14 protein-coding genes and 2 pseudogenes are annotated in these 19,528 nt (G+C 70.0%); 10 read left to right on the top strand and 6 right to left on the bottom strand.

What is annotated here, in order from left to right:
- Nucleotides 1-144 precede the first annotated feature (144 nt).
- Nucleotides 145-412 (bottom strand): annotated as a pseudogene (locus AB0O67_RS13495) (pentachlorophenol monooxygenase); the annotation flags it as partial.
- Here AB0O67_RS13495 and AB0O67_RS13490 point away from each other — a divergent pair.
- Nucleotides 412-947: pseudogene (locus AB0O67_RS13490) on the top strand (TetR family transcriptional regulator). The pseudogenes AB0O67_RS13495 and AB0O67_RS13490 sit on opposite strands and share 1 nt — an antisense overlap.
- 53 nt (nucleotides 948-1,000) lie before the next feature.
- On the opposite strand, the gene AB0O67_RS13485 reads toward AB0O67_RS13490, so the two are convergent.
- Nucleotides 1,001-2,173: an acyltransferase gene (locus AB0O67_RS13485; RefSeq protein WP_365449392.1), complete on the bottom strand. Its 1,173-nt coding sequence runs from the start codon at nucleotides 2,171-2,173 to the stop codon at nucleotides 1,001-1,003.
- Nucleotides 2,174-2,459: 286 nt separating this feature from the next.
- On the opposite strand from AB0O67_RS13485, the gene AB0O67_RS13480 reads away from it, so the two are divergent.
- Complete coding sequence (locus AB0O67_RS13480; protein ID WP_365449390.1) at nucleotides 2,460-3,965, top strand: glycosyltransferase family 29 protein; 1,506 nt, start codon at nucleotides 2,460-2,462, stop codon at nucleotides 3,963-3,965.
- Nucleotides 3,962-6,298 carry a glycosyltransferase gene (locus AB0O67_RS13475; RefSeq protein WP_365449388.1) on the top strand — a complete coding sequence of 779 codons (2,337 nt, stop codon included), beginning with the start codon at nucleotides 3,962-3,964 and terminating at the stop codon, nucleotides 6,296-6,298. The genes AB0O67_RS13480 and AB0O67_RS13475 overlap by 4 nt, the downstream gene beginning before the upstream one ends.
- A gap of 69 nt (nucleotides 6,299-6,367) precedes the next feature.
- Here AB0O67_RS13475 and AB0O67_RS13470 read toward each other — a convergent pair whose 3' ends face one another.
- The 3 genes from AB0O67_RS13470 to AB0O67_RS13460 all read right to left on the bottom strand — a co-directional run bounded on the left by AB0O67_RS13470 (nucleotide 6,368) and on the right by AB0O67_RS13460 (nucleotide 9,714).
- On the bottom strand, nucleotides 6,368-7,210 hold the full coding sequence (locus AB0O67_RS13470) for an FkbM family methyltransferase (RefSeq protein WP_365449386.1): 843 nt from the start codon (nucleotides 7,208-7,210) through the stop codon (nucleotides 6,368-6,370).
- Nucleotides 7,211-7,396: 186 nt separating this feature from the next.
- Nucleotides 7,397-8,728, bottom strand: a complete 1,332-nt coding sequence (locus tag AB0O67_RS13465; RefSeq protein WP_365449384.1) for an alpha-2,8-polysialyltransferase family protein — start codon at nucleotides 8,726-8,728, stop codon at nucleotides 7,397-7,399.
- Nucleotides 8,728-9,714 (bottom strand): glycosyltransferase family 2 protein, encoded by a 987-nt coding sequence (locus tag AB0O67_RS13460; protein ID WP_365449382.1) that lies wholly within the window; start codon nucleotides 9,712-9,714, stop codon nucleotides 8,728-8,730. The genes AB0O67_RS13465 and AB0O67_RS13460 overlap by 1 nt, the downstream gene beginning before the upstream one ends.
- 198 nt (nucleotides 9,715-9,912) lie before the next feature.
- On the opposite strand from AB0O67_RS13460, the gene AB0O67_RS13455 reads away from it, so the two are divergent.
- From AB0O67_RS13455 to AB0O67_RS13440, 4 genes are read left to right on the top strand one after another with little or no spacing between them, the layout of a single operon-like run.
- Nucleotides 9,913-11,280, top strand: a complete 1,368-nt coding sequence (locus AB0O67_RS13455; protein ID WP_365449380.1) for a DUF6716 putative glycosyltransferase — start codon at nucleotides 9,913-9,915, stop codon at nucleotides 11,278-11,280.
- A 32-nt stretch (nucleotides 11,281-11,312) separates the two neighbouring features.
- On the top strand, nucleotides 11,313-12,593 hold the full coding sequence (locus AB0O67_RS13450) for an N-acylneuraminate cytidylyltransferase (RefSeq protein ID WP_365449378.1): 1,281 nt from the start codon (nucleotides 11,313-11,315) through the stop codon (nucleotides 12,591-12,593).
- 14 nt (nucleotides 12,594-12,607) lie between these two features.
- Entirely contained in the window at nucleotides 12,608-13,546 is a 939-nt protein-coding gene (locus tag AB0O67_RS13445) for an N-acetylneuraminate synthase family protein (RefSeq protein ID WP_365449376.1), read from the top strand.
- Nucleotides 13,547-13,603: 57 nt separating this feature from the next.
- Nucleotides 13,604-14,668 carry a hypothetical protein gene (locus AB0O67_RS13440; RefSeq protein ID WP_365449374.1) on the top strand — a complete coding sequence of 355 codons (1,065 nt, stop codon included), beginning with the start codon at nucleotides 13,604-13,606 and terminating at the stop codon, nucleotides 14,666-14,668.
- Here AB0O67_RS13440 and AB0O67_RS13435 read toward each other — a convergent pair.
- On the bottom strand, nucleotides 14,585-15,295 hold the full coding sequence (locus AB0O67_RS13435; protein ID WP_365449372.1) for a class I SAM-dependent methyltransferase: 711 nt from the start codon (nucleotides 15,293-15,295) through the stop codon (nucleotides 14,585-14,587). The genes AB0O67_RS13440 and AB0O67_RS13435 overlap by 84 nt on opposite strands.
- A gap of 256 nt (nucleotides 15,296-15,551) precedes the next feature.
- Between AB0O67_RS13435 and AB0O67_RS13430 the strand changes: the two genes are divergently transcribed.
- The 3 genes from AB0O67_RS13430 (at nucleotide 15,552) to AB0O67_RS13420 (ending at nucleotide 19,484) form a co-directional block, all read left to right on the top strand.
- Nucleotides 15,552-16,799: an amidohydrolase gene (locus AB0O67_RS13430; protein ID WP_365449441.1), complete on the top strand. Its 1,248-nt coding sequence runs from the start codon at nucleotides 15,552-15,554 to the stop codon at nucleotides 16,797-16,799.
- A gap of 253 nt (nucleotides 16,800-17,052) precedes the next feature.
- Nucleotides 17,053-18,105 (top strand): BMP family ABC transporter substrate-binding protein, encoded by a 1,053-nt coding sequence (locus AB0O67_RS13425; protein ID WP_365449370.1) that lies wholly within the window; start codon nucleotides 17,053-17,055, stop codon nucleotides 18,103-18,105.
- 329 nt (nucleotides 18,106-18,434) lie between these two features.
- Nucleotides 18,435-19,484, top strand: a complete 1,050-nt coding sequence (locus AB0O67_RS13420) for a BMP family ABC transporter substrate-binding protein (protein WP_365449368.1) — start codon at nucleotides 18,435-18,437, stop codon at nucleotides 19,482-19,484.
- The last annotated feature ends 44 nt before the right edge of the window (nucleotides 19,485-19,528 follow it).

The raw sequence follows: 19,528 nt of genomic DNA, 5'->3' as shown, positions 1-19,528 counted from the left end.
GTGCGGTCAGGAGTTGCCCGGCGCCTGCCCGGGAGGAGAACCCATCAAAACCCCCGAGAAGGTGAATACCGGGTCAATTCCCTACGTACCGTACGCGGTCCTGGCCGTGCCCGGGGCGCGAACGACGCCACGCCCGGTGAACGATTACCGGGATGCTTCGGCTACCCCCGTCCGGGTCGCGTATTCCGTCAGTCCGGCAGCCGATGCGCTCGCCCAGCCGACGTAACCGTCGGGCCGGATCAGGAAGACGCCGGTGCCGTAGGGCCCGCACGCCGAATCCGCAGCGTGGGGACGGGCAGCGCCGGGAGTTCGGCCTCGGTGCCCAGGGCGAGCAGCGTCCGGTGCGGCCCCCGAACGCGTCGAACAGCCGTACCCCGTCCGCGGTCCCGTCCGGGGCGCGGTCGCCCGCGCGTGGCGGACACCGCCTTGCGACTGCTGAACGAGGTGGGCCTGGAAGGCCTGACCCTGCGCGCCATCGCCAAGGAACTGGGCGTCAAGGCGCCGGCCCTCTACTGGCACTTCAAGGACGAACAGGCCCTGCTCGACGAGGTGGCCACGGACATGATGTGGCGCATGACCGCCGAGCCCGTGGCCGAGCCGGGTGCGGACGAGGACTGGCGGGAGACGTTCTCCCTGCGGATGAGCGGCCTGCGCGCGCAACTGCTGCGCTACCGCGAACCGGGGGCCGCCGCGCGCGCCTGGTTCACGGCGTACAGCTACACCATCGGGCACGTCATCGAGGAGCAGGCGATGGGCCCCGACCCGGCCACCGGGGAGGGGGCCACGACCTCGACGCGCGGGCGGTGCGCCTCGCCGGCTTCCCGCTGGCGGCCGCGGCCGGCCACGAGATGTTCCAGGACCGCGACCGCGGCTTCGAGACGGGCCTGAGAGCGGTCATCGAGGGCACCGCGACGACCCTGAGGACGGCACCCGCGACGTCCGAGTGAGTCGAGCGGGCGTCAGGCCGTCGCTCGGAGCCGGCCCGCCGCCCGCCCCGGCGTCACGCCTTGGAGGATTCCCGCACCTGCGTCAGCGACCGCCGCAGCAACGGTGTCGACCACTTCTCCACATACCGGTTGAACAGCCACGCCAGTACCAGCATCGTCGTCAGCGTCCCGGCCATCGTCATCCACGAGGCGAGCCCGAAGTCCTGGTGCAGCACCTCGATGACGGGCCACCCCAGGTGCTCGTGGACCAGGTAGAAGGGGTACGTCAGCGCCCCCGCGACCGTCAGCCAGCGCCAGTCGGCCCAGTTCAGCCAGCCCAGCGCCACCGCGAGCACCGCGACGAAGCCGAACGTGACGATCAGGACGATCACCGAGGCGGAGCGGTAGGAGAACTGGTCCGGCTGGGGGCTGTGCCACAGGTGGGACACCGCCTGGTGCTGCCCGGTCAGCCAGCTCACCGCCACGATGCCCCACGCGGTGACGTCCCGCCGGTTGCGGTGCAGCAGGTAGATGCCCATGCCGCCGATGAAGAACGGCGCGTACTCCGGCATCACGATCAGATCGAGGAACGGCTGCTCGGCGGCCTGCGTGATCGCCGCGAGCAGCGTCCACGCGGCGCACAGCATGACCACCCGCTGCCGGTTGGCCCCCGGCAGCACGATGCACACGGCGAACAGCGCGTAGAAGCGGATCTCCACCCACAGCGTCCAGCACACGCCGAGCACGCGGTCCGCGCCGAGTGGCTGCTGAAGCAAGGTCAGGTTCACCAGCGCCTCGCTGGGTGACACCGCCGCGTAGGCCACGCCCGGCAGCGCGAACACGGCCGTCACCAGGACGACGGCCACCCAGTAGGAGGGCATCAGGCGGGCGACCCGGGAGGCGAAGAAGGAGCGCAGGGGCCGGCCCCAGCCGCTCATGCAGATGACGAAGCCGCTGATCACGAAGAAGATCTGGACGCCGAGGCAGCCGTAGGCGAACCAGGAGTGCAGTGTCGGGAACTGGACCTTGGGCGAGGATCCCCAGGCGTGGGTGACCTCACCGCCCCGGCCGCCGTAGTGGTACAGCGCCACCATCAGCGCGGCCAGCAGTCGCAGCCCGTCCAGGGCGCGCAGCCGGCCCCCCGTCGTTCTGGGCCGCGGCCGGACGCCGCTGACCTCTCGCGGCTGCGCGGGCGTCGCGGCGGTGGCGGTGGGGGGCTTGGCTGTACTGACGACCGTCTCGGTCACGCTGGAATACCTCGGCTACCTCGTCTGTCCGTGGGCCTGCATGCGCGCCATCCTGCCCAAAGCGCCCGCAACCGTCATAACCCCGGAGATGCGTGTCAACGTCCTGCGACGCCGCCCGCCACCCTAGGACGTCGGTTGACGGAATTCCGTTCGACGGAAACACGATTTGCCCACCGGCCCCTATCGGTTCACCTTTTCGTCGTATTGGTTTCTTAGTGTTCTCCAACCCACCACGTTTACCGAGGCAGATCCTTGCCTGCTTCGTCACATCCAGAGCAGGAGCACCATGACGGTTCGCAGCAGATGGTCACGTTCCCGAACAGGGGACACGGCATCGGCGAGCACCGACGCCGGTCCGCCGACGGCCCAGGTCACTCCGGTGGAGCTGGAGGACTGCCTGCGCGCCTGCGCGGTGCACAGTGGCAAGCTCGTGGGCAGCCTCGACTCCCGGCGGATCGCGCTGGCCGAGAAGCTGCGTGAGCTGCTCGCCCTGTGGGCCGCCCAGGAGCAGCCCCAGTCGGCGTCCGGGGGCGCGGGCAACATGATCCGGCGTGGCGCGAAGGCCGTCGGGGGCGCCAACCTGAGCAACGAACTGCTCGACGCGCTCCTCGCCGTCGGTAACAAGGCGCTCGACTGCGGCTACGACGACGAGCTGAACCTGTCCCTGCTCATCACCGACACGGCGCTGTCGCAGCGCAAGAACTCCCGCGCCGGCTGGCGGCTGCGCGGCCGGCTGCTGGAGGCCATGGGCCGCCCGTCCGCCGCCGTCGACGCCTTCGAGCGCTACCTGAGCCTCACCCAGGAGGACGGCTTCGGCGTCCGGGCCAAGGTCGCCGGCCTGCGTACCGCCCAGGAGAAGCGCGGTGAGCTGCTCACCCTGCTCAAGCGCACCGTCCCGGACGCCTCCGCGTACGCCGCGGGCCCGGCGACCGACGTGTGGGCCGAGGGGCTCGCGGCGCACCACGCGGGGGACTGGGAGCGGGCCCAGGCACAGCTGGTGGGCGCGCTGGTCGCGCTCGACCGTACGGAAGCGCCCGAACAGGAGTTCCAGGAGGCGCTCAGCCACTACCTGGACCTGAGCACCGGCGTCCAGCACCGCCCCAGCCCTGAGCTGATCGAGGCGATCGGCCTCTTCGCCGAGCAGCGGCGCAACCGCATGCGCGGCCCGCTGGACGACCCGACCTTCGGCAACCTGCAGTGGATCAGCCTCGGTGAGTTCCGCAACCGGATCGCCGGCAAGTCCATCGCCCTGATCGCCAACTCCGGCAAGGTCGGCGAGAGCGGCAAGGGCACCGAGATCGACGCCTACGACCTGGTCGTGCGCTTCAACTCGTACAAGATCGACGCGGCGAACACCGGCAAGCGGACCGACATCCACGTCACCATCCACAAGCACGGCTTCAACTGGGACCAGCAGGTCGACACGCGGCTGGTCTTCGGCGGGATCTCCGGCGACTGGAAGTACTCGCTGCGCAACCGCCTCGTGCCGGGAGCGCAGAAGTACCTCGGCGACGAGTCGCTGCGCTGGCCCGTGCGCAACATCGGCAAGTGGGGCACGGACAAGTGGTCGTCGATCCCGACGTCCGGCTTCAACATGCTGTGGCTGCTCGACTTCCTCGACGTCAGCACCGCCATCGACCTGATCGGCTTCGACTTCTACGAGAGCGGTGCGTACCGCATCGACGCGGCGATGAAGATGCCCATCACGTCCGTTCACGAATACACCAGCGAGAAGGCGTGGGTCATGGAACGGGCCCAGAGCGTCTCCGGCATGAGGATCTCCCTGCGATGACCGCGACCCACATAGCCCCCGCCGAGCCTCGCACCGCGGCCCCGGGCACCGACGCCAGCGCGCTGACCGGCAAACGCCGGATCGCCTTCGCCAGCTTCGTCGACGAGAACTACCTGCCCGGCTTCCTGGCCCTGCTGCGCTCGCTCGCGCTGTCCAACCCGGGTGTGTGCGAGGACTTCATCGTCCTGCACGACGACCTCAAGCCGTCCTCCGTCGCCAGCATCCGCGCCCTGCACCCGCGGGTCAGCTTCCGTCGCGTCGACGCCGAGCACTACGACTCCTACGCCAAGGGCGACCAGGACAACTACCTGGTCCGCAAGGCCTACTTCATCCTCGACGTCTTCAAGATCCGGGACTACGACACCGTCATCACCCTGGACACCGACATGGTGGTCCTCGGGTCGCTCTCGGAGCTGCTGTCGCTGCGCGAGGGCCTCGCCGCCGTACCTCAGTTCTTCTACGGCCAGCACAAGCTCAACAGCGGTCTGCTCGTCATTCAGAAGGAATACCTGAGCGACGAGTTCTACGCGAGGATCGACCACGTCGGCCGCACCGGTGCCTACGAGCTCGACAAGCACGACCAGGGCATCCTCAACGCGGTGCTGGACGGCGGCTTCGTCCGCCTCGACCCGAAGTACAACTTCGTCAAGCGGCGGCTCTCTGGTGACCTCGCGGTCCCCGAGGACACCGCGATCCTGCACTTCACCGGCCGGCACAAGCCGTGGCAGGGCGGCGAGTCGGGCTACGACAAGGCGCAGGAGCGCTGGCGCGAGTTCGACATGACGGACGCCGAGCTGCACGCGGCGTACGTGGCCGCGGGCGGCACCACGCACCGCGACCTGCTGGTGCACTTCGGCACCCCGTACGTCGAGCGCACCGGTGACGTCGACACCGCCCGCCGGGTCGCCCTCGCCCACATCGGCGCCGGCGACTACCAGGCCGCCGTCGACATCATGGAGCGGGTCCACATCCCCGTCGACGAGGCCTGGCCGCACGAGGTCTACGGGCACGCCCTGCTGGCCGTCTCCCGCTACGACGAGGCCAAGGCCCAGCTGCTGCTGGCCACCGCCGCACCCAACCGCGCCGCCACCGCCTTCGCCCGGCTCGCCCTGATCTCCTGGGTGCACGGCGAGGACGCCGCCGCGCACAAGCACGCCGTCCAGGGTCTGACCGTCGACCCGACGCACCGGGCCAGCCGCATCTGGCACCAGCGCACCATCGGCATGCCCGCCCAGCAGTCCGGCAGCGCCGCCGAGCAGCTCGCGCACGTCGCGTTCTACATGGACCGGCAGGGCAACGCGGGCGACAAGCTGCTCCCGGAGAGCGTGCGCCTCGCCTTCGACGCGGACACCACCAACCGCCGCTGGCACTCGGTGCACGCCCACCGCCTGTTCGACGAGGCGGCCCTGGAGCGCGTCAACGCCCGCCGCGGCATGGTCATCGGCGGCGGTGGCCTGTTCATCCCGGACACCATGCCGAACGGCAACAGTGCCTGGCAGTGGAACGTCCCCGACGAACTGCTGGAGCGCATCGACGTGCCCATCGCGGTGTACGCCGTCGGCTTCAACGCCTTCGACGGGCAGAGCTACCGCGCCCAGCGCTTCCGCGAGTCGCTGCGGCTGCTCGTGGAGAAGTCCGCCTTCTTCGGACTGCGCAACCACGGCTCGATCGAGAAGGTCCGGGCCATGCTCCCGGCGCACCTGCACGACAAGGTGCGCTTCCAGCCCTGCCCGACCACGGTCACGCGCCAGCTCGTCGCGGACTGGCAGGACCCGGTGAAGCGCGACGACACCATCCTCATCAACGCCGCCTACGACCGTGCCACGCTGCGCTTCGGCCACGACTACGGCTACTTCCTCGCGCAGATGGCCAAGGCCGTGCGCGAGCTGGGCGACCTCGGTGAGGTGCAGTGCGTGGCGCACTCGCTCGACGACGAGCGGATCGCCTTCGACCTGCGCCGTGAACACGGCGTGTCGCTGCCCGTCATCCCGATGTACGACTTCGAGAACGACGAGATCCGCGAGCTGTACGCGCGCACCCGGCTGGTCATCGGCATGCGCGGCCACGCGGGCATGATCCCGTTCGGCTGCGGCACGCCCATCATCAGCCTGATCTCGCACCCGAAGATGGCGTACTTCCTGCGCGACATCGAGCGCCCCGAGTGGGGTGTCTCCGTGCACGACCGCAACCTCGCCGAGGTGCTCGTCGAACGCTCCCGCGACCTGCTCGCCGACCACGCCAGGACGGTGGCCGACGTGCACGGCCGTCAGCAGGAGCTGTGGAAGATCACCCAGGCCAACGCGGCGGAACTGCGGACCATCCTGGGCGGCTGATCCACCGGCCCCACGACCGAAGACGCTCCCGGAGCCACCAGCTGCGGGAGCGTCCTTCGTGTTCTCGTCCTAACGGCGGGGCATGAACAGCAGGTTGCGTGTGCCGCCAGGCCGGGCGCGGTCCGCCGGGATGAGGGTGTCCTCCTCCTCGGCGACCCAGTGGGCCTCGTAGCCGAGCGGGCCGAACTCGGCGAGCAGCGGGTCCAGCGGGGCGCCCACCAGCGCCTCCAGCATCACGGTGGGCCGGTCCCGCTTCAGTACCTGGCGGGCACCTTCCAGCACCGACATCTCATGGCCCTCGACATCGATCTTGATCAGGTCGAGCTTGGTGTCGGCGAACACCTCGTCCAGCGTGACCAGCTGGATTCGCTTCATCTCGGCGTCACCGGCCGCGTGCTCCAGGGACGAGCCCGTCGACAGCAGGTTCCCGGAGAAGCGGACGCTGATGTCGGCCCAGCCCGGTTCGCTGGAGACGCCCGCCTGGTGACGGCGCACGTTCTGGACGTTGTTGAGCCGGATGTTCACCGCGAGCCGCGCGTGCACCTGGTCCACCGGCTCGAAGGCGTGCACCTTCGCCTGGGGATTGGTGAGTGCGGCGATCATGGAGAAGTAGCCGACGTGCGCGCCGACGTCGGCTATCGTCGTGCTCTTCGCGGCCAGCCGTGCCCAGGTGGAGAGGCTGCCGGGCTCGTAGCCGAATCTTCCGTTCCACAAGGTGTCCAGGGCGACCGCGTCGTCGTTCACGCAGAACATCACGAACGGCGGACAGTACGGCGATTCGATCTCCGCAAGACCCCGGTACGGGTGCTTCTTGCGGTGCGTGCGGATGATGTCGCTGGTGGCGACGGGCCGGACGGACGGGGCGTGGGCCAGCATCCGGGCGTTGGCGGCTTCGACCTGGGAGATACGCATGGGCGCGATCGTAGGCCTGAGATCATCACTATTTGAAGGTTTGGGAAGTATTAAGTAGGGAAATCCGAGTAATCGCTGGTCAACGGCGGCCGCGGCTTTCCTCGATCGGGGATCGAGGAAAGCCGCGCACCGGATATCCGCTTTTCGGTTCCCGCGGATTTCGTGCCCTGTTCACGCCCTCTTCATTTACCGCTTCACGGCCTTCTTCAACGCCCGCGCCCGGCGCACCACCCGGCGTGCCGCGGAGTTGCGGGGCAGGAAGGACAGCCGCTCGGGGATGCCGCCGGGCAGGCCCTGCGAGGTGAGCCGGCGCTTCTTGAAGTAGCGCTGGGTGCGCGGGCCGAGGTGCTGGGAGAGGAACCGCTCCGTGGCGGGCCGCAGGCGCGACTGGATCTGCGGCTGCATGGTGAAGCCGACCGCGGTGACCAGCCCGGTGAGCAGTTCGTCCGCGACCGGCTCCTCGCTCTTGCGGTTCTCCAGGTCGGGCAGCAGCGCGTCCGCCAGGGTGACCGGCAGCCGGTTGCTGTTCTGGTACGGCGTCAGCCGGTCCAGCAGCGGCTCGGTGCCGATACGGGCGACCGGCAGGTCGTAGAACGCGGACGCGGTGAACAGCGCGGTCGAGAAGCAGCCGACGACCAGCGCGGGCCGCGCCTTGGCGAACAGCACCTCGGCCAGGACGGGGGTGTCCAGCACCGTGAGCTCGACGCCCAGCTTCCCGGCCTCCGCCTCCAGGGCGCGGCTGTAGCGGGCCGGCGCGGTGGGGTGCGGCTTGAACACGATCGCCCGGTGCCCGCGCCGCACCGCCCCGCGCAGCATCCGCACATGGAGGTCCTCCTCCTCGGCGGGGGAGAGGATGTTCAGCGCGGACAGGTACTGGCCGAGCAGCAGCGCGGCGTTGTCCGGCAGGTCGGGCAGGTCCCCGGCGACGCCGGTGAGGCCGCTCATGACCTTGAGGAACGCGTCCGTCGGCACCAGTTGCGCCGGCACGTCGAACTCGGTCAGCAGCAGCGGGGTGAGACCGGGCACGAGATCCAGGTGCAGCAGGCGCCGGACGCGCGTGCCGACCAGCGGGTCGAGCTTGTTGCGGGTGGGGCCGTAGCTCATCAGGCCGTCGGCGTAGACATGGACCGGGGCGCCGGTGAAGATCTGCGCGAGCGCGAGCGCCGGGTTGACCTGGATGGACTCCACGACCAGCTCGACCCGGTCGTCGCCCAGCCCCCACAGCAGCCGCAGATAGCGCTCGAACAGCGGCATGTCGTCGGGGCGCGGCTGCCAGGCGCCGGGGTGGAACGGGCGGATCGCCTCGTTGAACGACAGGACGTCGTCGAAGTGGTCGCGCAGCGCGCTGAAACCCGGCATCTCGTCGACGGCCGGTGTGGTTTCCGGAGTCGCCGAGTTGTTGAAGACCAGCAGCACGCGCCGGTCGGGTTCCTCGAAGCAGTCGGACTCGATCGCGGCGGCGAGCGTCGCCGCGCCGTACAGCGTGGAGACGCAGAAGATCTGGGTGGTACGGGACATCAGGCAGCCGCCTTCGCTGTGGTGATCCGGCGCCGCAGCCGCCGCAGCTTGGAGGCGCGCCGCAGGTCCATGGTGTCGAGTACGTCGCCGAGGGCGTCCTGCGGCATGCGCTTTATGGCCGCCGCGCTCATGACCCGCAGCTGCTTGGCCACGGACGGTTCGAACTTGTCGATCTCCGAGAGGTGGTGGGCGATGATCGCGCAGTAGGTGCGCACGGCCTTGGGCAGCAGCCGCTCGGCGTCCCGGTCGGCCGCCGTCTCCTCGATCACCTGGTCGAAGGCGCGGATGAAGTCGAGCTGACGGACGTCACCGATCTGCGTGAGGGAGCCGGCGACACCGCGCCGGTAGAACACGCCGAGCAGGCTCACCACGGCGAAGGACTCCGCCTCGCGGTGCAGCTTCCAGATCCACGGCCGGTCCTCGGCCGTGCGCAGCCCGTCGGTGAAGTGCAGGACACCCTTGTCCAACAGCCGGCGGTGGAAGGCACCGGCCCAGGCGTAGGCGTAGTCGACGGAGGTCGTGCGGTCGGCGGGCAGGATGGCGTCACGAGGGTTCATGACCTCGTCCCGGAGCCCTACGGGGACGCGGTGCACGGTGCGGGCACGGTGGGTGGCCTGGACGTGGTCGGTGCGGACGAAGTCGCAGCCCAGCCGCTCGATGGCCGCGACCAGCTCGCTGCAGTAACCGGGGGCCAGCCAGTCGTCACCGTCCAGGAAGGTGATGTATTCGCCGGTCGCGACATCGAGGCCCGAGTTCCGGGCGGTGGCCAGCCCTCCGTTTTCCTCTCTGCGGATATAGCGCACCTGGGCGACCGCGGAGAGCTCTTCGGCCGCACGTTCGAGAATGGCCGGCGTCTCGTCCTTCGATTTGTCGTCGACCAAGATGAACTCGAAGTCCTGCCGGGCGTTCGCGCGAAGGCTTCTCAGGTTGTCCGGGGCGTATTGCTGCACGTTGTAGAACGGCACGATCACGGAAAGCTTTGGCACCTGCGAAATCCTAGGAGGCGGCCCCGCTGCGGAACTTTCCGGTGAGGGTACGGAGGGTGAACTCGATGTGTCGGAACGGTGCATCCCGTGTACTTCCTGGGCTTCGGCGAGCCAGTTCGGCTCTCGGTGGGTTGCTGTTAACTTTTCGTTGAGGCGTGGTTGGCCAGTAACTCGGAATTGCTTCCTAGCGTCTAGGACGTGCCACCAAGTACAACGAAGCCCACGCGGATCGCAGTACTCGCCGACTCGGACACCCGCTGGAAATGGGGTGCGCTGACGGCGAGCCGTATCGCTCCGGGCCCGTCCATGGAAGCCGGATCTCAAGGCGGGACGCAAGTCGCCCCCGCCCTGGACGGATTTCTGCTGCGCGGCCGGGCCACCCCCACGCCCCGCCAGCTCGCGGAAGTGGGCGTGCGCGCCGATTCCCTCACAGAGGTGACGGCCGTCGAGTTTCTGCGCACCATGGCGCGGGAGTCGTACGACGTGCTGGTCCTCTCCCTGGTCGGCGGCGGTGTCCAGGCGATGCTGCACGGCCTGCGGCGGGTCTGGGAGGACCGCGAGAAGCGGCCCGTCGTCGTCACCGGCTACGTCGGCGTCGTCTACGAGAAGCTCGCCGACGGCCTGCTGCTGCGGCACGGCGCGGATCTCGTCCTCGCCAACTCCCGCCAGGACGCCGAGCGCTTCCGTGAGGTGTACGACGGGGTCGGCGCCGACTCCACCGCGGTCACCGAGGTCGCACTGCCGTTCCTGGGCGGCGCCAAGTACACGGGGGAACACGACCCTTACACGGTCGTCTTCGCCGCCCAGCCGTCGGTCCCCGAGAACCGCAGGGACCGCACCTACCTGCTGAACCGCCTGGTCCAGCACGCGCGGCTGCACCCCGAGCGCGAGGTGCTGCTCAAGCTGCGCTCCAGGCCCGGCGAGCACACCACCCACATCGAGGAACTGCCGTACCAGAAGCTCGCGCAGAGGCTCGGCGAACTGCCGCCCAACTTCCAGCTCGTCTACGGCAACATGGGCGAGGTCCTGGACCGCACGGACCTGCTCGTCACGGTCAGCTCGACGGCCGCGCTGGAGTCGCTGCACCGCCGGATCCCCACCGTCGTCCTCTCCGACCTCGGTGTCCGTGAGGTGCTGGGCAACCACCACTTCGTCGGCTCCGGCTGCCTCGCCTCCTGGGACCAGCTCGACGCCGGGCACCGGCCCACGCCGGACGCCGACTGGGTTGCCCGGCAGGGCGTCGCCGCTGGGGGTCCCCCCTTTGGGGGAGGTTCGTACGAGACCGCCTTCGACGCGGCCCGGGAGCGGATCGCCAAGCTGCTCCGGCAGCCCGGCGGACTGGCGCCCCTGACGCCGTACTACACGCCGGTGACCGCCCCCGGCTATCTGCCCGGCATCCTCGCCCGGCACCACCTCGGTCCCGACGGCACCCCGCTGCCCGGCGCCCCCGCGCACGACAAGGAGCCCGGTCCGGTGCGCCAGATAGTGCGTCGCGCCGCACGAGGTGCCTACCGGCACGGCGTCCAGCGGGTCGCGCCCGTCATCCGGCGGATGGGGGAGCTGTGAGCCGCATCAACCCTGGTCAAGGAGTAGTTCCCATGTCCAACCCGGAAGCGGGCCAAGGCGCGACGGTGCGCCGTGTGCTCGCGGTGATCCCCGCGCGCGGCGGCTCCAAGGGCGTGCCCGCGAAGAACCTCGCCCCGGTCGGCGGCGTACCGCTGGTGGCACGCGCGGTGCGCGAGTGCCGGGCCTCCCGTCTCGTGACCGACGTCGTCGTCTCCACCGACGACCAGGCCATCGCCGCCGCCGCCCGCTCGGCCGGCGCCGAGGTCGTGCTGCGTCCCGCCGCCATCGCCGGTGACACCGCCACCTCGGAGGCCGCTGTCCTGCACGCCATGGACGCCCACGAGGCGCTGCACGGCTCCCCGGTCGACGCGGTGCTGCTCGTGCAGTGCACCAGCCCGTTCCTCATCCGCGAGGACATCGACGGGGTGGCCGGCGCGGTCGTCGAGAACGGCGCCGACACCGCGGTCACCGTCGCGCCATTCCACGGCTTCATCTGGCGGGACGCGGACGCCGAGGCGGCCGCCGACGACGTGGTCACCGCGGCCGACTCCCGCAGCACCGGCGGCGGCTACGGCGTCAACCACGACAAGTCCTTCCGCCCGCGCCGCCAGGACCGCCCCCAGGACCTGCTGGAGACCGGCGCCGCCTACGCGATGGACGCGGCCGGCTTCCGCGAGCACAAGCACCGCTTCTTCGGCCGCACCGAGCTGGTGCGCACCGACCCCGCCCGCGTGCTGGAGGTCGACGACCCGCACGACCTCGCGCGCGCCCGCGCCCTGGCCCCGCTCTTCGACGCGGACCGGCCAGGCGCCCTTCCGACCGCCGCCGACATCGACGCGGTCGTACTCGACTTCGACGGCACCCAGACCGACGACAGGGTGCTGATCGACGCCGATGGACGGGAGTTCGTCTCCGTGCACCGCGGTGACGGTCTCGGCATCGCGGCCCTGCGGCGCAGCGGTATGAAGATGCTGATCCTGTCCACGGAGCAGAACCCGGTCGTCGCCGCCCGGGCCCGGAAGCTGAAGATCCCGGTGCTGCACGGCGTCGACCGGAAGGACCTCGCGCTGAAGCAGTGGTGCGAGGAGCAGGGCATCGCGCCGGAGCGCGTGCTCTACGTCGGCAACGACGTCAACGACCTCCCGTGCTTCGCCCTCGTCGGCTGGCCCGTCGCGGTCGCGAGCGCCCACGACGTCGTACGCGGCGCCGCACGCGCGGTCACCACCGTCCCCGGTGGTGTCGGCGCGATCCGAGAGATCGCCGGCTGGATCCTCGGTCCCTCTCTCGACTCTCTCGACCCCTCCACCAAGTAAGGAAAGTTCCTGCCATGAGCACCAACTCCCGCCTCCGTACCTTCGGTTCCCGCGAGGTCGGCCCCGGCAAGCCCGTCTACATCTGCGGCGAGATCGGTATCAACCACAACGGTGACCTGGAGAACGCCTTCAAGCTCATCGACGTGGCCGCCGAGGCGGGCTGCGACGCGGTCAAGTTCCAGAAGCGCACCCCGGAGATCTGCACCCCGCGCGACCAGTGGGACATCGAGCGCGACACCCCCTGGGGCCGGATGACCTACATCGACTACCGCCACCGCGTGGAGTTCGGTGAGGACGACTACCGCAAGATCGACGAGTACTGCAAGTCGAAGAACATCGACTGGTTCGCCTCCCCGTGGGACACCGAGGCCGTCGCCTTCCTGGAGAAGTTCGACGTCCCGGCCCACAAGGTCGCGTCCGCGTCCCTCACCGACGACGAGCTGCTGAAGGCCCTGCGCGCCACCGGGCGTTCGGTCATCCTCTCCACCGGCATGTCGACGCCGAGGCAGATCCGCCACGCCGTCGAGGTCCTGGGCAGTGACAACATCCTGCTCTGCCACGCCACCTCGACCTACCCGGCGAAGGCCGAGGAGCTCAACCTCCGCGTGATCAACACGCTGGAGAAGGAGTACCCGAACGTCCCGATCGGCTACTCCGGCCACGAGACCGGCCTGCAGACCACGCTGGCCGCCGTCGCCCTCGGCGCCACCTTCGTCGAGCGTCACATCACCCTCGACCGCGCCATGTGGGGCTCGGACCAGGCCGCCTCCGTCGAGCCGCAGGGCCTGCAGCGCCTCGTGCGCGACATCCGCACCATCGAGGCCTCCCTCGGTGACGGCGTCAAGCAGGTCTACGAGTCGGAGCTCGGCCCGATGAAGAAGCTGCGCCGCGTCCAGGGCGTCGTCGCCGAGGCGGAGATCGCCGCCGCGGCCGGCGAGCCCGTCCAGGTCTGACATCCACGTCAGCCCCACAACTCCCACAACGCCTGATCACGGGACGGTCGTACGCCGATGAGCCCCCGCGCCGGGAATGCCGGCCCTCGCACTCTCGCCTTCGTCGAGAGTCCGGTACAGCTCCTGAACGTGCTGGAGTGGGCGCATGTCCACACGCCCGGCGCGGGGCTCACCCTTGTCGTCCTCTCGCCCGTCGATCCGATGACCCGCGGCCAGCTGCGGCGGATGGCGGAACTGGCGCGCGAGGAGGGCTACGAGGTCCGCTGGGAGGAGGCGCGCGGCGGCGCGTCCGCACCCTTCCAGACGATCGGCGGGCTCATGGGAGTGCTGCGCCGCGCGGACCGGATCGTGATGGGCGATCCGTTCTCGCGCTACGTGCAGCTGCTGCTCACCATCACCCGGGCGAGCGAGCTCGTGGTCGTGGACGACGGGACGGCGACGATGGAGTTCGTCACCCAGCTCGCCCGCGGCGAACGCCTGGTGCGCTGGCACCGCCGGGGCGCCCGCCCCGGCCCGCGTGATCTGCTCTTCGCCCCGGTGTCGTCCTCGGCCCGGCGTCGCCTGACGCCGGGCGGGGACCGCCGGGTCGAGGTGTTCTCCTCGATGCCCATCGAACAGACGCCGGACGGTGTCACGGTCACCGCGAACGACTTCGCCTGGACCCGTGCCCGCTTCGGCCCGCCGCGCATCACCAAGGGCGCGGACATGGTCGGCACGTCGCTGGTGGAGACCGGCGTCGTGGACGCCGACCGCTATCTGGAGGCGGTGAGCTCCCTCGCCAAGGCGCACGGGGCCCGCCGCTACTTCGCCCACCGCCGCGAGAGCGTCGAGAAGCTCCACCGGCTGGCGGTGGAGACCGGTCTGGAGGTGGTCCGCCCCGACCTCCCGCTGGAGCTCATCGCCCGGCGCGGCCCGGTGGGCGGCACCATCCTCAGCTTCCCGTCCACGGTGGTGCACACCCTGCCGCTGGCGCTGGCCGGCACCGAGGTCCGCGTCGCCGTCTGCGACATCGACCCCGACTGGCTCACCCGGACGGCCTCACCCCGCGCCCAGGGCTTCCTGGACGGCGTGACGGGGACGGCGCGGGACGTGCACCGTCTGTCCGCGGTGCAGGCCGTCTAGGGCCTGCGGAGCGCCCGCGGCGGACCTAGCGCGGCTTGCGGACCAGCAGGAACGCCCTGGGATACCGCTCGTCCTCGTCCGTTCGCGCAGGGCACGGGCGTACACTTCCAGCCCGGCCTCGCCGAGCAGCCGCGCCACCTTTTCGGGCGTACGCCAGTGATAGTCCAGGGCGATCTCGTGCCCGAAGCGCTCCGTCAGGTGGAGGCGGTCCTGCCCGTCGGCCACCTGGAAGGTCAGCAGCACGGGGGCGCCGGGGCGCAGGACGCGGTGGAACTCGGCGAACGCGTCCGGCAGGTCCAGACGGGTCATCGTGCCCACGTGGAAGCGCAGCGCGGGGTACGCGCGCCGGGCCAGCGCCACCATTCCGGGTGACAGGTCCACGCCGAACACCGGAACGCCGAGGCCGTGCACCAGCGCGGTGACATGCCCGGGCCCGGAGCCGAGGCCGGCCACCGGGGCGGGGGAGTGGGCCCGGGCCGGCTCCGCGAACGCGCTGATCAGGGCCCGGTCGAAGGGGAGGCCGCCCATCGCGTCGGGGAAGGCGGACGCGTAGTCGGCGGCGATGGCGTCGTACGAGGTACGGGTGGCCTCCAGGAAGGCCGTGTCCGGATCGTCACGGTCGCGCAAGCTACCGCGCGGGCGTATGCCGTGGGGGTTCCGTCAGGTGAACGGAAGCGCGCGGGTGGGGCCGGGCGTGGTATGCGTGGAGGAGTGGTGGTACCCGTGATCTGCCCGACGGGAGGAAATCGGGCGAGTTTACCCACCCGAACCGATACCTATGCGCTCGACGGCCAGGTTTTCTTCCCCTAACGGGCTGAAGTTTTGTTGATCTCGGGTCAGTTGGCCGTCCGGGCGTCCTACCCTTCAGAGGGTGAAGCAACTGATGTCACTGGAGTCCGACGCCGACCTCCTCGGAGCCGCCGGAGCGGCGGGAGTCGCCCTTCCCGGCACGCTCCCCGAGCCGCTGCGTGCCGAACTCGTCGCGTTCCGACGCGACTTGCACATGCACCCGGAGCTCGGCAACCAGGAGTTCCGTACGACCGCCGCGATCAAGGCCCGGCTGGAGAAGGCCGGCCTCCGTCCGCGCGTACTCGCCGCCGGCACCGGGCTCGTCTGTGACATCGGCGTGGAAGGGGATCAGTGGCGCGGCGGGCCCGAGATGCTCGCCATGCGGGCAGACATCGACGCCCTGCCCATCCCGGACGCCAAGACCGAGTGCCCGTACCGCTCGACCGTCCCCGACCGGGCGCACGCCTGCGGCCACGACGTGCACACCTCCGTCGTCCTGGGCACCGGGCTGATCCTCGCCGACCTGCACCGGCAGGGACTGCTGCCGCAGCCCGTGCGGCTGGTCTTCCAGCCCGCCGAGGAGGTGCTGCCCGGCGGTGCCGCCGAGGCCATCGACTGCGGGGTGCTCGACGGGGTGAAGCGGATCATCGCCGTGCACTGCGACCCCCGGGTGGACGCCGGGACGATCGGCCTGCGCGAGGGCCCGATCACGTCCGCCTGCGACCGGCTGGAGATCGCCCTGGACGGCCCGGGCGGCCACACCGCCCGGCCGCACCTGACGACCGACCTGGTCACCGCCGTCGCCCGCGTGGTCACCGACGTGCCGGCGCTGGTCGCCCGCCGCGTGGACACCCGCAGCGGCGTGGCGGTGACGTGGGGACGTATCGAGTCCGGGCACGCCCCGAACGTCATCCCGCAGCACGCCGAGCTCTCCGGGACCGTGCGGTGCCTGGACATGGTGGCGTGGCGTGACGCCCCCGACATCGTCCACGCGGCGATCGACGAGGTGGCCAACCTGCATCGCGCCAAGTCCGAGATCAACTACGTCCGTGGCGTGCCGCCCGTCGTCAACGAGCCCGGCGTCACCGAACTCCTCGCCGACGCCATGACCGCGCGCCGCGGCGCCGCCTCGGTCGAGGGCACCGACCAGAGCCTCGGCGGCGAGGACTTCTCCTGGTACCTGGAGCAGGTCCCCGGCGCCATGGCCCGCCTCGGCGTCCGCACCCCGGGCGAGCGCACGGTCCGCGACCTCCACCAGGGTGACTTCGACGTGGACGAGTCCGCGATCACGGTGGGCGTGGAGCTGTTCACGGCCGCGGCCCTGCTCGACGCCGGCCGGTAGGCCCGGGATCGTTCCGGTTGCGGCCCCCGGGCCTGCGCGGCAGCCTTGCCCCTAGCGGTCGGACCCGCCCTGAAGCACGCCGGGATCGCCCCAGGCGCACACCATTCGAGCCGGTGGTTCACACACATGTAACCGGCCACCGGCACGAATGGATAACGGCCACGAGGAACCCCGTTCCCAGGAGTGTCTACGCGCGTTAATGTGCGCCGAACCGAGCGCCCACTGCGGGGCTTTGGAGAATGGGGAACTTCAGATGCGTCGGATATCCAGACTGACCCGCGTCGCGGTGGGGGTCGCGTCGCTCGCCCTCGCCGCCACGGCCTGCGGCGGTACCAGCAGTGACAGCGGCGGAGACAGCGACACCAAGGAGGACCTCGGCCTCGCCATCGCGTACGACATCGGCGGCAAGGGCGACCAGTCCTTCAACGACGCCGCGTACGCCGGCCTGAAGAAGGCCGCGGACGAGTACGGCTACAAGACCGCCGACATCGAGCCCACCGAGGGCGAGACCGACGCCGACAAGGAACAGCGCCTGGCCTCCCTGGCCAAGCAGGGCTACAACCCCGTCATCGGCGTCGGCTTCGCCTACGGCCCCGCGATGACGGCCGTGGCCGCGAAGTACCCGGACACCACCTTCGGCATCGTCGACTCCGTTGTCGAGGGCAAGAACGTCGCCTCCCTCGTCTTCGCCGAGGAGCAGGCCTCCTACCTCGCCGGCGTCGCCGCCGCCAAGGCCACCAAGACCAACACCGTCGGCTTCATCGGCGGTGTGGACATCCCGCTCATCCACAAGTTCGAGGCCGGCTTCAAGCAGGGCGTCGAGGCGACCGGCGGCGGCAAGGTCAAGGTCGTCTCGCAGTACCTGACGCAGACCGCCGAGGAGGGTGGCTTCTCCAGCCCCGACAAGGGCAAGGCCGCCGCCGAGGGCCAGATCGAGAAGAAGGCCGACGTCGTCTACCAGGCGGCCGGCCTGTCCGGTCAGGGCGTGATCGAGGCCGCCGCCAAGGCGAAGGTCTGGGCGATCGGCGTCGACTCGGACCAGTACCAGCAGGAGGCGCTGGCCACGTACAAGAGCTTCATCCTCACCTCCGCGCTCAAGGACGTCGGCGGTGCGGTGTACGAGCTGGCCAAGTCCGTCGAGGGCGGCAAGCCGCTGACCGGCGTCCAGACCTTCGACCTGAAGGTGGACGGCGTGGGCCTGTCCGACAGCAACCCGGAGTACGCGAAGGTCGCGGGTCTTCAGGACGCCGTGGAGAAGGCCAAGGCGGGCATCATCGACGGCTCGATCAAGGTCAAGACGGAGTAGCGGTCGGCTGCTGAGCAGGCGAAAAGAGCAGATCCGTACGAAGCGGGCGGGTGCCGTGAGCACCCGCCCGCTTCGTCGTCCCCGGCGGTCCCGCTACCTTTGCGGGTGGCAAGCTTCTGACCTGGACCCGGAGTGCCGTTGGCCACGGCCGCATAACAAGGTGGACAGAAGGGGTTTTCAGGCTGGTCTACGCGCGTTAATCTGCGGCGAAGCCAGCGCCGAAGCTCAACCGTGCGGCGCTGCGCCCCGGAGAAGTGCGGGCACGCACTGAACGGCGCGGGAACGCACCCGCACACTCCGGATCCGCCAGTACGACAGGAGCACCACACATGCGCCGGGTTTCCCGCATCGCGGTCGCAGGCGCAGCGACCGCCTCCCTCGCCCTCGTCCTCTCCGCCTGCGGCGGTACCTCGACCGAGAGTTCGTCCTCGGACTCGAAGGGTGACAAGGGCCTCGCCATCGCCTACGACGTCGGCGGCAAGGGCGACCAGTCCTTCAACGACGCCGCGTACGCCGGCCTGGAGCAGGCGAAGGCCGAGTTCAAGTACGAGACGGCCGACATCGAGCCCACCGAGGGCGAGACGGACGCCGACAAGGCGCAGCGCCTCGCGTCGCTGGCGAAGCAGGGCCACAACCCGGTGATCGGCGTCGGCTACGCGTACGCGCCGGCCGTGAAGGAGGTCGCGGCCAAGTACCCCGACACCACCTTCGGCATCGTCGACGACTCCCAGGTCCAGGCGGACAACGTGGCCGACCTGGTCTTCTCCGAGGAGGAGGCCTCGTACCTGGCCGGTGTGGCCGCCGCCAAGAGCACCAAGACCGATGTCGTCGGCTTCGTCGGCGGCGTGGACATCCCGCTGATCCACAAGTTCCAGGCGGGCTTCGAGCAGGGCGTCAAGGACACCGACCCGAAGGTCAAGGTGCTCTCCCAGTACCTCACCCAGACCGCCGAGGAGGGTGGCTTCTCCAGCCCCGACAAGGGCAAGACGGCCGCCGAGGGCCAGATCGAGAAGAAGGCCGACGTCGTCTACGCGGCGGCCGGTCTGTCCGGTCAGGGCGTGATCGAGGCCGCCGCCGCCAACAAGGTGTGGGCGATCGGTGTCGACTCCGACCAGTACAAGCAGGAAGCCCTCGCGAAGTACAAGGACTCGATCCTCACGTCGGCCACCAAGGACGTCGCCAAGGCCGTCTACAACCTTGCGAAGTCGGTTGAGGACGGCAAGCCCGAGACCGGTATCGTCAGGGGCGATCTGAAGAGCGGCGAGGTGGGCCTCGCGGACTCCAACCCGAAGTTCGCGGACGACGCCGAGCTCCAGGAAGCCATCGAAGCGGCCAAGGAGAAGATCATCAACGGCGAGATCAAGGTCAAGAGCAGCTGACAAGCCGTTGCCGAGCAGTCGGTAACCGCGGGGTCACGTCCGAT

The sequence above is a fragment of the Streptomyces sp. NPDC086077 genome (assembly GCF_040686175.1).
GTDB lineage: Bacteria > Actinomycetota > Actinomycetes > Streptomycetales > Streptomycetaceae > Streptomyces.
Note: the sequence above shows the minus strand (reverse complement) of the source record. Positions and strands in the feature narration are given on the sequence as shown.